Below are 13,877 nucleotides of genomic sequence, written 5' to 3' on the forward strand. Positions count from 1 at the left end.
GCCGGCGTTTGAGGCGCGGGGTCCGGGGCGGAGCCCCGGGAAACGGCGAAAGGGCGGGGCGGGGAGAGCTCCGCGCAGCGGCTCCCCCCGGCCCCGCCCCACCGGGCGGCGGCGTCCGTCAGGCCAGCTTCGCCCGGACGGTCTCCACCAGATCGGCGACAGCCACCGGCGTCTGCTCACCGGACTGCATGTCCTTCAGCTGGACCACGCCCTCTTCGAGGTCACGGTCCCCCGCGACCACCGCGAAGCGGGCCCCGCTGCGGTTCGCGTCCTTCATCGCACCCTTGAGGCCCTTGCCCCCGTAGGAGATGTCCGCCGCGACACCGGCCCGCCGCAGCTCGGTCACCAGACCGAACAGCACCGGCTTCGCCGCACCGAGCGCGACCGCGAAGACGGAGGTCGCGGACGGGATGTCCAGTTCGACGCCCTCCGCTTCGAGCGCCAGCACCGTACGGTCGACGCCCAGCGCCCAGCCCACCGAGGGCAGCGCCGGTCCGCCGATCATCTCGGAGAGGCCGTCGTAGCGGCCGCCGCCGCCCACCGCGGACTGGGAGCCCAGACCGTCGTGGACGAACTCGAAGGTGGTGCGGGTGTAGTAGTCCAGGCCGCGCACGAGCTTCTCGTCGTCCTCGAAGGCGACCCCGGCCGCCGTCACCAGCGCCCGCACCTCCTCGTGGTACGCCTTGCAGGCGTCGCAGAGGTAGTCGCGCAGCATGGGGGCGCCGACGAGCTGCTTCTGCACGTCGGCCCGCTTGTCGTCGAGCACGCGCAGCGGGTTGATCTCGGCCCGGCGGACGGTGTCCTCGTCGAGGTCCAGCCCGCGGAGGAAGGCCTGGAGGGCCTCCCGGTACACCGGGCGGCACTCCTTGTCGCCGAGCGAGTTCAGCAGGATGCGGAAGTTGCGCAGCCCCAGCGAGCGGTACGCCTGGTCGGCCAGGATGATCAGCTCGGCGTCCAGGGCCGGGTCCTCGGCTCCGATGGCCTCGGCGCCGACCTGCGAGAAGTGGCGGTAGCGGCCCGCCTGCGCCCGCTCGTAGCGGTAGTAGGAGCCGGAGTACCAGAGCTTGACGGGCAGGCCGCCGAGCTTGTGCAGGTTGCCCTGCAGGGCGGCGCGGAGCACGGAGGCGGTGCCCTCGGGACGCAGGGCGAGCTGGTCGCCGCCCTTCGTGGTGAGGGTGTACATCTCCTTGCTGACGATGTCGGTGGACTCGCCGACGCCGCGCGAGAACAGCTCGACGTTCTCGAAGCCGGGGGTCTCCACGTATCCGTAGCCGGAGTTCTTCAGGGGCGCGGAGATCGCCTCGCGCACCGCCAGGAAGGTGGCGGAGCGGGGCGGCAGCAGGTCGTACGTGCCCTTGGGGGCCTGAAAAGTACTCACGAAACTCTCGTCACATTCCTCGTCGTGGAGACGTGAAACCGTCTCCCAGGCCGGCGGCCACCTGCCGCAGGTACTGGTTGGTGGCTCGCTCACGGCCAATGGTCGTGTGCTCGTTGTGTCCGGGCAGCACCACGGTCGCGTCGTCGAGCGGCAGGCACACGCGGGCCAGCGATTCGAGCATGTCGGCGTGGCTGCCGCCGGGGAAGTCGGTACGCCCGATGGAGCCGGCGAAGAGCAGGTCGCCCGAGAACAGCAGCGGCGGGATGTCCGCGGCCCCGGGCGTCCCGAAGGTCACCGACCCCGGTGTATGGCCGGGGGCGTGCGACACGGTGAGCTCCATGCCCGCCAGAGCGAGCTTCGCTCCGTCGGTGAGCTCCTTGACCTCGGAGGGCTCCCCCACCGTGAGCTCGCCCATGAGCTGCGCTCCCAGGGAGCGGCCGAGGGCCTTCTCCGGGTCGCTCATCATGAAGCGGTCCGCGGGGTGGATCCAGGCCGGTACGTCGTGTGCTCCGCACACCGGGACCACGGAGGCCACATGATCGATGTGACCATGGGTCAGGACGACCGCGACGGGCTTGAGCCGATGCTTCTTCAGCGTCTCTTCGACACCCTGGGTGGCCTGGTGGCCCGGGTCGATGATGACGCACTCCTCACCGGCGGCGGGGGCGACCACGTAGCAGTTGGTCCCCCAGGCCCCGGCGGGGAATCCGGCAATCAGCACGTTCGTCCTCAATCGTCGTCCGGCGGGAGGCTTGCAGATCGGAATGCTGCTGCTCAGAGCCTACCGGCGCCGCTCATTACACAGCGAACCCATATACGGTACGGCCTAACCCAGCCCGGACAGTGGTACCAGATACGCACAAGGAGACGACCCGGTGGTCACGAGCGATCAGCGGCGGCGCCAGCTCGCCAGGGAAAAGTACGAACGCCAGCAGCAGCGGCGTGCCGAGGCGCGGCAGAAGTCGCGCAAGCGGCTGGCCGTGATCGGTGCGGCGGTGGCCGTGGTCGTCGCGGCGCTGGTCGGCCTGGTGGCCGGCGGTGTGTTCGACGGCGACAAGAAGAAGGACGAGGCGGCCGACCCGGCCGCGAGCCCCTCGGCCGCGCCCACCCCGCAGCAGTCCCCGTCCCCGGCGATGGCGATCGACGCCAAGGCGAAGTACACCTTCGACCTGAAGACGAGCGCGGGCGACATCAAGTTCGAGATGGACGCGGCGAAGACCCCGCAGACGGTCAACTCGTTCAAGTCGCTCGCCGACAAGAAGTTCTTCGACAACACCAAGTGCCACCGCCTGACGACGGGCGGAATCTTCGTCCTCCAGTGCGGCGACCCGCAGGGCACCGGCTCGGGCGGCCCCGGCTACACCATCGCGGACGAGAACCTCGACGCGCTGGGCAAGCCCAACGAGACCGGCCAGGTCGTCTACCCCGCGGGCACGGTGGCGATGGCCAACACCGGCCAGCCCGGCTCGGGCGGCAGCCAGTTCTTCCTGGTCTACAAGGACAGCCCGCTCGCTCCCACGTACACCCCCTTCGGCAAGATCGACGCGGCCGGTCTGAAGGCGCTCGAAGAGGTGGCCAAGGCCGGTGTGGCCGACGGCAGCCAGGACGGGGCTCCCAAGACCCCCGTGACCATCGAGAAGGGCACCGTCACCCAGAACTGACCGGGACCGGGCGCCCCGGGCCCGGGCTGTCACCGCCAAGGCGCTCCCGTACGTCGATATTCCGTCGTGCTGGATGCGGACAGCCGGCCCGGCGGTCGCCTATGTTGGCGTTGTGCAGGGCGGGCGCGGCCCGCCCCAGGAAACTGTGGACGATGCCCAGGGGGTGAACCCCTCGCAAGGCATCAGGTGGAGGAGGCGCTGTGAGCAGCGACCCGTGGGGCCGAGTCGACGAGACCGGCACCGTGTACGTGCGTACTGCCGATGGCGAGAAGGTCGTCGGCTCGTGGCAGGCCGGCACCCCGGAGGAGGCCCTGGCCTACTTCGAGCGCAAGTACGAGGGCCTGGTGGTCGAGATCGGCCTCCTCGAACGACGGGTGCGGACCACCGATCTGGCCGCCAAGGACGCCCAGACGGCCATCGAACACCTGCGCACGCAGGTGGACGAGCACCACGCCGTCGGCGACCTCGACGCGCTGCGCGTCCGGCTGGACAAGCTGGTGTCGACCGTGGACTCGCGCCGCGAGGAGCGCAAGGTCCAGAAGGCCAAGCAGACGGACGAGGCCCGTACGGCCAAGGACGCCCTGGTGGCCGAGGCCGAGGAGCTGGCGCAGAGCGACCAGTGGCGCAGTGCCGGCGAGCGGCTGCGCGCCCTGGTGGACATCTGGAAGGGTCTGCCCCGCCTCGACCGCAAGTCGGACGACGAGCTGTGGCACCGCTTCTCGCACGCCCGCTCCGCCTTCTCCAAGCGCCGCAAGGCCCACTTCGCCTCGCTCGACGCGCAGCGCGAGGACGCCCGCAAGGTCAAGGAGAAGCTGGTCGCGGAGGCCGAGTCGCTGTCGAAGTCGGCCGACTGGGGTCCGACGGCGGCGCGCTACCGCGAGCTGATGGAGAGCTGGAAGGCCGCGGGCCGTGCGCAGCGCGAGTCCGAGGACGACCTGTGGAACCGTTTCCGCGGCGCCCAGGACGTGTTCTTCGCGGCGCGCAGCGAGGTCTTCGCGGAGCGCGACGCGGAGCAGGTGGAGAACCTGAAGCTGAAGGAGGAGCTGGCCGACGAGGCCGAGAAGCTCGTCCCGATCACGGACCTGAAGGCGGCCCGTGCCGCGTTCCGTTCCCTGAACGAGCGCTGGGAGGCCGTCGGCCACGTACCGCGGGACGCGCGTCCCAAGGTCGAGGGCCGGATGCACACCGTCGAGCGGGCCATCCAGGAGGCCGAGGAAGGCGAGTGGCGCCGGACGAACCCGGAGGCGCGAGCCCGTGCGGCCGGTCTGACGGGTCAGCTGCAGGCGGCGGTCGACAAGCTGCGCACCCAGATCGACGCGGCGCGCGCGCAGAACAACAACTCCAGGGCCGACAAGCTGTCCCGGGAGCTGGAGGGCCGTCAGGCCCTGCTGGACCAGGCGCTGAAGGGCCTGGAGGAGTTCGGCGGCTGATGTCGCGGAAACCCCGCAGGTGAAAGGGCCCCGGTACGCACTGCGTACCGGGGCCCTTTCACCTGTGCGCTGCTACGGCCTGCGGGCCGAGGTCACGCGGTAGACGTCGTAGACGCCCTCGACGCCCCGTACGGCCTTCAGGACGTGGCCCAGGTGCTTCGGGTCGCCCATCTCGAAGGTGAACCGGGAGGTGGCCACCCGGTCGCGGGAGGTCTGCACGGCCGCGGACAGGATGTTCACGTGCTGGTCCGACAGGACCCGGGTGACGTCCGACAGCAGCCGGGACCGGTCCAGTGCCTCCACCTGTATGGCGACCAGGAAGACGGAGGACTGGGTGGGCGCCCACTCGACCTCCAGCATCCGCCCGGGCTCCTGCGCGAGGGAGTCCACGTTGACGCAGTCCGCACGGTGAACCGATACGCCGCTGCCCCGCGTGACGAACCCGACGATCGGGTCGCCCGGCACCGGGGTGCAGCAGCGGGCCAGCTTGACCCACACGTCGTCGACGCCCTTGACCACGACCCCGGGGTCGGCGTTGCCGCGGCGGGTGCTGCGGCCGCGGGCCGGCGGGATGGTGTCCTCGATGTCCTCGTTGGCCGCGTCCTCGCCGCCGAGGGCCTGGACCAGCTTCTGGACGACGTTCTGCGCGGTGACGTGGCCCTCGCCGATCGCCGCGTAGAGCGAGGAGATGTCGGGGTAGCGCATCTCGTGCGCGAGGGTGACGAGGGAGTCGCCGGTCAGGATGCGCTGGATCGGCAGGTTCTGCTTGCGCATCGCCCGCGCGATGGCGTCCTTGCCGTGCTCGATCGCCTCGTCGCGGCGCTCCTTGGAGAACCAGGCACGGATCTTGTTGCGGGCCCGGGGGGACTTGACGAAGCCCAGCCAGTCGCGGGACGGGCCGGCGCCCTCGGCCTTGGAGGTGAAGACCTCGACCAGGTCTCCGTTGTCGAGGGTCGATTCGAGCGGTACGAGCCGCCCGTTGACCCGCGCTCCTATGGTCCGGTGGCCGACCTCGGTGTGGACGGCGTACGCGAAGTCCACCGGCGTGGCCCCGGCGGGCAGGGCGATGACGTCGCCCTTGGGCGTGAAGACGAAGACCTCGTTGCGCGAGAGGTCGAAGCGCAGCGAGTCGAGGAACTCGCTCGGGTCCTCGGTCTCCTTCTGCCAGTCCAGCAGCTGGCGCAGCCAGGCCATGTCGTTGACGGTGTCGTGGCCCGCGCTGCCCTTGGCCGCCTGCGGCACGTCGGTGCGCACCTTGGAGGTGCCGGCGACGGTCTGCTGCTTGTACTTCCAGTGCGCGGCGATGCCGTACTCGGCACGGCGGTGCATGTCGAAGGTGCGGATCTGGAGCTCTACGGGCTTGCCGCTGGGTCCGATGACCGTCGTGTGGAGCGACTGGTACATGTTGAACTTCGGCATCGCGATGTAGTCCTTGAACCGGCCGGGGACCGGGTTCCATCGCGCGTGCACGGTACCGAGGGCGGCGTAGCAGTCCCGGACGGTGTCGACGAGGACCCGGATGCCGACCAGGTCGTAGATCTCGGCGAAGTCGCGGCCGCGCACGATCATCTTCTGGTAGACGCTGTAGTAGTGCTTGGGGCGCCCGGTGACGGTGGCCTTGATGCGGGCGGCCCGGAGATCGGCCATCACCTCGTCGGTGACCACGGTGAGGTACTCGTCGCGCTTGGGTGCCCTTTCGGCCACCAGCCGCACGATCTCGTCGTACATCTTGGGGTAGAGGATCGCGAAGGCGAGGTCCTCCAGCTCCCACTTGATGGTGTTCATGCCCAGCCGGTGCGCCAGCGGGGCGTAGATCTCGAGGGTCTCGCGGGCCTTCTTCTCCTGCTTCTCCCGCTTGAGGTAGCGCATGGTGCGCATGTTGTGCAGCCGGTCGGCGAGCTTGATGACCAGGACCCGGGGGTCCTTGGCCATCGCCACGACCATCTTGCGGACGGTCTCGGCCTGGGCGGCCTCGCCGAACTTGACCCGGTCGAGCTTGGTGACTCCGTCGACGAGCAGGGTCACCGCGTCGCCGAAGTCGCGCCGCAGGTCCTCCAGCCCGTACTCGGTGTCCTCGACGGTGTCGTGGAGCAGCCCCGCCATCAGCGTGGCCGGGTCCATGCCCAGCTCGGCGAGGATCGTGGTCACCGCGAGCGGGTGGGTGATGTACGGGTCGCCGCTCTTGCGCTTCTGTCCGCGGTGCCAGCGCTCGGCGACCTGGTACGCCTGCTCGATCTGGCGCAGGGTGGCCGTCTCGATCTTCGGGTCGTTGCTGCGGACTATGCGGAGCAGCGGTTCCAGGACCGGGTTGTACGGGTTGGAACGCTGGCCTCCGAGGCGGGCCAGCCGGGCGCGCACCCGATTGGAGGACCCGGCCGACTTCGCGGACGCGGGCTTGACCGGCGGGGCCGGCGCAGCCGACGGGGGCGTGGCGGCGGGCGCCGCGGCCGGCTGCTCGGCCTGCGGGTCGGGCTGCGCGGCGGAGATTGGCTGGACCTCGTCTGGCAAGAGCGCTCCTCAGGGGGTCCCCCCGCACGCAGTGTGGGGGAGGATCCGGTACCCGTGTCCGGTCCGGATAACCCATCGTAGCGAGGGTTACGCCACCCCGTTCCCCGAGTCCACCCCGACTCCTGCCGGCCCGGCCACATCCAGCCCGTCCTGCGTTTGAGGACCGGGGTCCGGGGCGGAGCCCCGGGGAACGGGCGAAGGGCGGGTAGGGGACTCCAGCCCCGCGCAGCGGCCCGCACACGCCGAAGCGGGCGCGCTCCGGGGATACCGGTGCACGCCCGCTTCGGGGAAGACAGGGTCAGACCACGATCAGCGCATCCAGCGGAGCATCGCCCAGCGCCGGCAGCAGCCGCTCACGCCCCGGCAGGAACGAGAGCTCCATCAGGACCGCGACCCCGGCGACCTCCGCCCCGGCCCGCCGGATCAGCTCCAGCGAGGCCGCGGCGGTACCACCGGTGGCCAGCACGTCGTCGATGACCATGACCCGGTCGTCGGCGCACAGCGCCTCCGCGTGGATCTCGATCTCCGCCGAGCCGTACTCCAGGTCGTAGGACTGCAGGAGCGTCGCCCCGGGCAGCTTCCCGGCCTTGCGGACCGGCACGAAGCCGATGCCCGCCTGTACGGCGACCGGAGCCGCCAGGATGAATCCCCGCGCCTCCAGCCCGACGATCTTCGTCGCTCCGTACTGCCCGGCCAGGGCCACCAGCGCGTCCGTGAGGGCGCCGAACGCCTTCGGGTCGGCCAGCAGCGGGGTGATGTCCTTGAACATCACGCCCGGCTTCGGGTAGTCCTCGACGTCCGTGATCCGGCTGAGCAGCAGGTCCCGTACGCCGGAGGGCAGCTCCGCGGTCACCGGCGGCGTCCCGAACGGCCCTGCGCCACTACCTCGGGCGCGTCCTCGGTCCCGGCGCCCTCGGGCGATTCGCCCCTGGCCTCCGCCGACGCCCGCTTCGCGAGCACCCGCTTCTTCAGGGCCTTCATCGCCGGCTCGCGCTCCTTCAGGTCCACGACCAGCGGGGTCGCGATGAAGATCGACGAGTAGGCACCGGCCGCGAGGCCGACGAACAGGGACAGCGAGATGTCGTTCAGCATGCCGGCGCCCAGGAAGCCGCCGCCGATGAAGAGCAGCGCCCCGACGGGGAGCAGTGCCACGACGGTCGTGTTGATCGAACGGACCAGGGTGCCGTTGATGCTGCGGTTGGCGATCTCGCTGTACGTCCAGCGGGTCTGCTTGGTGATGTCCTTCGAGCCCTCCTTGAGACCGTCGAAGACGACGACGGTGTCGTAGAGGGAGTAACCGAGGATGGTCAGCAGACCGATGACCGTGCCCGGGGTGACCTCGAAGCCGACCAGCGCGTACACGCCGACGGTGATCGTGAGGTCGTGGATCAGCGCGATGAGCGCCGCGATCGCCATCCGCCACTCGAAGGCGATGGCCAGGTAGATCACCACGAGGACCATGAAGACGCCGAGGCCGGTCCAGGCCTTGTTGGCGATCTGCTCGCCCCAGCTGGGGCCGACCAGGTCCGCGTTGATCTGACCCGCGTCGATCTTGAAGTCGGCGGCGAGCTTGGCCTTCACGTCGGCCGCGGCGTTGGTGTCCAGGTCCGAGATCTGGATGCGCAGGGCGCCGGTGCCGAGCTTCTGGACGACCGCGTCGTGGCCGGAGGCCTTCTCCGCCACCTCGCGGGCGTGGGTCTCCGAGATGGAGGACTTCGGGGTGGTGAAGACGGCACCACCCTTGAACTCGATGCCCATGTTGAGGCCCTGAACGGCCAGGGCCACGATCGCCGTGATGGTGATCAGGATGGAAACGCCGTACCAGACGAATCGCTTGCCGACGAAGTCGTAGCCGACCTCACCCCGGTACAGCTTGGCGCCGAGATCTCCGAGCTTCGACATCTCTCACGCCTCCTTTGCGTCGACGGGAACGGAGACGGTCGCGGCGGCCGCGCCGGAGCCGGTACGACGCGAGCGTCGCAGCGGCGGCTTCGCGCCCAGTCGCTTCGGGTCCAGCCCGGACCACGGGTGACCGCTGGCGAAGAAGTCCGTGCGCGCCAGCAGCGTCATGACGGGCTTGGTGAAGAGGAACACCACGACCACGTCGAGCAGGGTGGTCAGACCCAGGGTGAAGGCGAAGCCCTGCACCTTGCCGACGGTGACGATGAACAGCACCGCCGCGGCGAGGAACGACACGAAGTCGGAGACCAGGATGGTGCGGCGGGCGCGCGGCCAGGCGCGCTCGACGGCCGGACGCAGGGTGCGGCCCTCGCGGATCTCGTCCCGGATGCGTTCGAAGTACACGATGAACGAGTCGGCGGTGATGCCGATCGCGACGATCGCACCACAGACGGCCGGCAGGTTCAGTGCGAAGCCGATGCCCTTGCCGAGCAGCGCCATGATCGTGTAGGTGAGGATGCCGGAGACGATGAGGCTGATGATGGCGACGAACGCCAGGCCCCGGTAGTACGCCAGCAGGTAGATCACCACGAGGGCGAGGCCGATGGCACCGGCGATGAGGCCGGCCTTCAGCTGCTCGCCGCCGAGCGCGGCGGAGACGGTGGTGACGCTGTCCTCCTGGAAGGACAGCGGCAGGGCGCCGTACGAGAGCATGTTGCCCAGGTCCATCGCGGACTGCTGGGTGAAGCCGCCGGAGATCTCGGCGTTGCCGCCGGTCAGCGCCTGGCTGACGGAGGGGTCGGAGATGACCTCGCCGTCGAGCACGATGGCGAACTGGTTCTGCGGGGCCTGCTTGGCGGCGAGCTCACCGGTGATCTTGGCGAACTTGTCGGCGCCCTTGTCGGTGAACTGCATCGTGACGATCCAGATGCCGCGCTGCTGGTCGATCTGGCCCTTGGCGTCCTTGACGTCCTGGCCGTTGACCTGGGCCGGACCCAGCACCCACTTGCCCCAGGTGTCCCCGCGCTTGCCGCAGGCGAGCGTCGGGTCCTCGGGCTTCACGTTCTTGCTGACGGCAGTGCGCTGCGCCTCGTTGCTGCAGTCCAGCGCAGCGAACTTCGCCTGCAGGTCCGCGGCTGCGGCCTGGTCGGCGGTCGGCGCGGACGGCGACGTGGACGGGGCGGCCTTGTCGTCTGCCTTCTTCGACTCGCTCGCCGAGGGCGAGGGAGAGGGGGCGTTCGGGGCCTTGAGGGCCTCACTGACCGCACGGCCCTGGGAAGTGGCGCTGGACGACGGGGTGGGCGCACCGGCGGACGGGCTGCCGGAGCCGCTCGGGGCGGCGCTCGGGGAGCCGCTCGGGTTGGCCTCGGGGGCGACCGGGGCGCCATCCGCCGTGGCGAGCACGGGGCGGAAGTACAGCTGGGCGGTGGTACCGACCTGCTCGCGCGCCTGCTGCTCGTTCGTCCCCTTGGGGATGTTCACGATGATGTGGTCTTGGCCCTGCTTCTGGACCTCGGCCTCGGAGACGCCGAGACCGTTGACGCGGCGTTCGATGATGCCGATCGCCGTGTTCATGTTGGTCTCGTTGATCGCGTCCGGCTTACCGGGCTCGCTCTTGGCCTTGAGCGTGATGCTCGTGCCGCCGGCGAGGTCGATGCCGAGTCGCGGCGTCGTCTGCTTCGTGAGGAACATCCCCGCGGTGAGCGCCACCATCGCGATCAGGATGATGGCCAGGGCACGCCCCGGCCTCCCCTGAGCCCCCGTGGGCCGCCGGCCCTTCTTCGGTGCTGCCACCTTGTCGTATCTCCCTGTCCAACCGTCCCGCGCCGGGTCAGCGCGTGGACGGCCACGAAATGTGTGTGGGGACCCCTGCCCCCCGCAGAAGGGTCACTGGCGGGGGCCGCCGGAGCTGCCGGTAGGCGCCCCGCACGGTCCCCGGCCCAGCGCTACTTCGCGCCGGTCTCGCCGTCGCTCTTGCCGTCCTTGGGCTCGTCGCCCTTGGACTCCTCCGCCGCGGGCTCGTCGGCCTGGGGCGCGTCCTTCTTGCCCAGGTCGAGCTTGGGGGCCTCGTCCCCGGTCAGGGAGGACGCGTCGTCCGGGACGACCGGCGTGTCGATCGTCAGATCATCGGTGATGCCGTGGACGATGCGGTTGTACTCCGCGTCTTCCAGTACGGCACCGATGGAGTTCTTCGCGTAGATCGCGTGGACGCCGGGGGCCACCTCGAGCGTGACGGTGTCCTCACCGATCTCCTTCACCGTGGCGTACATGCCGCCGATGGTGCGGACGCCGGTGCCGGCGGTCAGCTGGTCGCGCATGTGCACGGCCGCCTGCTGCTTCTTCTTCTGGCTGCGGGTCAGCAGGAACATCGCCCCGATGATCAGCACGAACGGAAGGAGGGACATGATATTCACGGGACGCAGGTCCTTCGCATCGACCGCACAAGCGCACGGCCTTTGTACGGGGGGTGGGTACGCCGACCGTAAGGGTCGGCATCGGCGGAGTCTAGGCGAGTCCGCACCGATGGAACAACGCCCAGCATGTCACCGCAGTTCCTGAGGGGGCGAACCTCCGCGCCGTCAGGTCCCGAAGAGGCCCTGTTGTCCGCTTGATCCGTTCCCGCCGTGCTGTGGCGGGACAAGTCCCAGGTGGGCCCATGCGGCGGGGGTCGCGACCCGCCCCCGCGGTGTCCTGGCCAGGAGCCCCTCCCTGACGAGGAACGGCTCGGCCACCTCCTCCACGGTCTCCCGCTCCTCGCCGACGGCGACCGCGAGCGTCGACAGACCGACGGGCCCCCCGCCGAAGAGCTTCAGGAGCGCCTCCAGAACGGCCCGGTCCAGCCGGTCCAGCCCGCGCTCGTCGACCTCGTAGACCTTCAGGGCGGTGCCGGCGACCGTGCGGTTGATCACGCCGTCGGCCCTGACCTGGGCGTAGTCGCGGACGCGGCGCAGCAGCCGGTTGGCGATACGGGGGGTTCCGCGCGAGCGGCCGGCGATCTCGGCGGCGCCGGCGGTGTCGATCTCCACGTCGAGGAGCCGCGCGGAGCGGTGGATGACGCGCTCCAGCTCCTCGGGGGCGTAGAACTCCATGTGACCGGTGAAGCCGAAGCGGTCGCGCAGCGGAGGCGGGAGCAGACCGGCCCGGGTCGTGGCCCCGACGAGGGTGAACGGGGGCAGCTCCAGCGGGATGGCCGTGGCGCCCGGGCCCTTGCCCACGATCACGTCGACGCGGAAGTCCTCCATGGCCATGTAGAGCATTTCCTCGGCGGGCCGGGACATGCGGTGGATCTCGTCGAGGAAGAGGACCTCGCCCTCCTGGAGCGAGGAGAGGATGGCGGCGAGATCGCCCGCGTGCTGGATGGCGGGGCCGGAGGTGATTCGGATGGGCGCGCCCATCTCGGCCGCGATGATCATGGACAGGGTGGTCTTACCCAGCCCGGGGGCGCCCGACAGCAGCACGTGATCGGCGGTGGCTCCGCGCTGGCGGGCCGCCTTCAGGACGAGGTCCAGCTGCTGGCGGACCTTCTCCTGCCCGACGAACTCACCGAGGTCCTTGGGCCGCAGGGCCGCCTCGACGGCGGTGTCCTCGCCGTCCGCCGCGGCTGCGACGATCCGGTCGTCGCTCTCGTCATCCCAGTTCACGGTGTCAGTCTGCCTTCTCGGGGTGGTGCGATGGTCTGTGAGCGGTCCGCAGGCCGGGGCTCCGCCCCGGGCCCCCGGCAACGGCGCCGCACCGGTGTCAGCGGGCCCGGTTCAGGGACTGGAGGGCCGCCCTCAGGAGCTGCGGGACCGGGGCCGAACCGCCGGCGGCGATCGCCGCGTCCGCCTGGGGGGTCACGGCCGAGACCGCCTCCTCCGCGTCCCGGGGCGCGTAGCCGAGGCCGATCAGGGCCGCGGAGAGCTGCTCCGACCACGGGGCCGGCCCGGAGGCGGCGGCGCGCTGTGCGCCGACCATGCCGCTCGATCCCAGCGGGGCGCCGAGCTTGTCCTTGAGGTCGAGCAGGAGCTTCTGGGCGCCCTTCTTCCCGATGCCGGAGACGGCCATCAGCGCCTTCTCGTCCCCCACCGAGACGGCGACGCGCAGCGCGTCCGGGCTGTGCACCGCCAGCATCGCCTGCGCGAGCTTCGGTCCGACCCCGCTGGCGGTCTGGAGGAGCTCGAAGACCTGGCGCTCGTCGTCGTCGGCGAAGCCGTACAGCGTCAGCGAGTCCTCCCGTACGACCAGGGAGGTCGCCAGCCGGGCCTGCTCACCGGTGCGCAGGCCCGCGACGGTGTTCGGCGTGCAGTGCACGGCCATGCCCACTCCCCCGACCTCGATGACGGCCAGGGTGGGGGTGAGCGCGGCGACCGGGCCGCTGACGAAGGCGATCATGTGGTGCGGCCTTTCAGGGCGCTGGCATGCCGGTTGACGGCCTGCTGGAGGCGGTTCTGCGCGGGGGCGCGCCAGATGTGGCAGATGGCGAGGGCGAGGGCGTCCGCGGCGTCCGCGGGCTTGGGCGGGGCGGACAGCCGCAGTAGCCGGGTGACCATGGCTCCGACCTGCGCCTTGTCGGCACGACCGCTGCCCGTGACGGCGGCCTTGACCTCGCTGGGGGTGTGCAGCGCGACCGGTATGCCGCGGCGCGCCGCGCACAGCATGGCAACGGCACTGGCCTGGGCGGTGCCCATCACCGTGCTGACGTTGTGCTGGCTGAACACCCGCTCCACGGCGAGGACTTCGGGCCGGTACTCGTCGAGCCACTCCTCGATGCCCTGCTCGATGCCGACGAGCCGGTTGCCCAACTCGGCGTCCGCGGGCGTCCGTACGACCCCCACACCGAGCATCGTCAGGGGGCGGCCCGCCACACCTTCGACCACACCCACACCACATCGGGTCAGGCCCGGGTCAACACCGAGAACGCGCACCCCTCCCCCTTCTTCGATCTCCTGTACGTGCAGCTTCGCAGGGTATCGGGCGGCACTGACAAAGCAGCGGGCCGACGGGGTGTGTCCCGGTCGGCCC

12 protein-coding genes are annotated in these 13,877 nt (G+C 70.5%); 2 read left to right on the forward strand and 10 right to left on the reverse strand.

The genetic code is table 11. The annotated features are described in order from the left end of the window. Positions 1 to 118: 118 nt before the first annotated feature. Both hisS and ACFWNV_RS36160 read right to left on the reverse strand, forming a co-directional pair. Entirely contained in the window at positions 119 to 1,378 is a 1,260-nt protein-coding gene (gene hisS / locus ACFWNV_RS36155) for a histidine--tRNA ligase (RefSeq protein WP_383955398.1), read from the reverse strand. Positions 1,379 to 1,388: 10 nt separating this feature from the next. Then, positions 1,389 to 2,099, reverse strand: a complete 711-nt coding sequence (locus ACFWNV_RS36160) for an MBL fold metallo-hydrolase (protein WP_383955400.1) — start codon at positions 2,097 to 2,099, stop codon at positions 1,389 to 1,391. A gap of 154 nt (positions 2,100 to 2,253) precedes the next feature. Here ACFWNV_RS36160 and ACFWNV_RS36165 point away from each other — a divergent pair, with 154 nt between their 5' ends. Both ACFWNV_RS36165 and ACFWNV_RS36170 read left to right on the forward strand, forming a co-directional pair. Then, positions 2,254 to 3,039 (forward strand): peptidylprolyl isomerase, encoded by a 786-nt coding sequence (locus ACFWNV_RS36165; protein WP_383955402.1) that lies wholly within the window; start codon positions 2,254 to 2,256, stop codon positions 3,037 to 3,039. Positions 3,040 to 3,239: 200 nt separating this feature from the next. After that, on the forward strand, positions 3,240 to 4,469 hold the full coding sequence (locus ACFWNV_RS36170; RefSeq protein WP_383955404.1) for a DUF349 domain-containing protein: 1,230 nt from the start codon (positions 3,240 to 3,242) through the stop codon (positions 4,467 to 4,469). A 72-nt stretch (positions 4,470 to 4,541) separates the two neighbouring features. Here the strand turns inward: ACFWNV_RS36170 and ACFWNV_RS36175 are convergent, their stop codons facing one another. The 8 genes from ACFWNV_RS36175 to ruvC form a co-directional block, all read right to left on the reverse strand. Next, positions 4,542 to 6,977, reverse strand: coding sequence for a RelA/SpoT family protein (locus ACFWNV_RS36175; protein WP_383955407.1), 2,436 nt, complete (start codon positions 6,975 to 6,977; stop codon positions 4,542 to 4,544). Positions 6,978 to 7,275: 298 nt separating this feature from the next. Then, a complete protein-coding gene (locus tag ACFWNV_RS36180; protein WP_383955410.1) occupies positions 7,276 to 7,830 on the reverse strand; it encodes an adenine phosphoribosyltransferase in 555 nt (184 codons plus the stop codon). Then, on the reverse strand, positions 7,827 to 8,879 hold the full coding sequence (gene secF / locus ACFWNV_RS36185) for a protein translocase subunit SecF (RefSeq protein ID WP_383955413.1): 1,053 nt from the start codon (positions 8,877 to 8,879) through the stop codon (positions 7,827 to 7,829). The genes ACFWNV_RS36180 and secF overlap by 4 nt, the downstream gene beginning before the upstream one ends. 3 nt (positions 8,880 to 8,882) lie before the next feature. Beyond that, a complete protein-coding gene (gene secD, locus ACFWNV_RS36190) occupies positions 8,883 to 10,670 on the reverse strand; it encodes a protein translocase subunit SecD (protein WP_383955415.1) in 1,788 nt (595 codons plus the stop codon). 152 nt (positions 10,671 to 10,822) lie between these two features. Beyond that, positions 10,823 to 11,290 carry a preprotein translocase subunit YajC gene (yajC, locus tag ACFWNV_RS36195; RefSeq protein ID WP_383955418.1) on the reverse strand — a complete coding sequence of 156 codons (468 nt, stop codon included), beginning with the start codon at positions 11,288 to 11,290 and terminating at the stop codon, positions 10,823 to 10,825. A gap of 165 nt (positions 11,291 to 11,455) precedes the next feature. After that, entirely contained in the window at positions 11,456 to 12,517 is a 1,062-nt protein-coding gene (gene ruvB / locus ACFWNV_RS36200) for a Holliday junction branch migration DNA helicase RuvB (protein ID WP_383955421.1), read from the reverse strand. 97 nt (positions 12,518 to 12,614) lie between these two features. Next, the gene (ruvA, locus tag ACFWNV_RS36205; RefSeq protein WP_383955425.1) at positions 12,615 to 13,247 is read right to left on the reverse strand and encodes a Holliday junction branch migration protein RuvA; all 633 of its coding nucleotides are present in this window, start codon (positions 13,245 to 13,247) and stop codon (positions 12,615 to 12,617) included. Beyond that, positions 13,244 to 13,780, reverse strand: coding sequence for a crossover junction endodeoxyribonuclease RuvC (ruvC, locus tag ACFWNV_RS36210; RefSeq protein ID WP_327307677.1), 537 nt, complete (start codon positions 13,778 to 13,780; stop codon positions 13,244 to 13,246). Before ruvC ends, ruvA begins: the two co-directional genes overlap by 4 nt. Positions 13,781 to 13,877 lie beyond the last annotated feature (97 nt).

The sequence above is a fragment of the Streptomyces sp. NPDC058401 genome, from assembly GCF_042722885.1.
Taxonomy (GTDB): domain Bacteria; phylum Actinomycetota; class Actinomycetes; order Streptomycetales; family Streptomycetaceae; genus Streptomyces.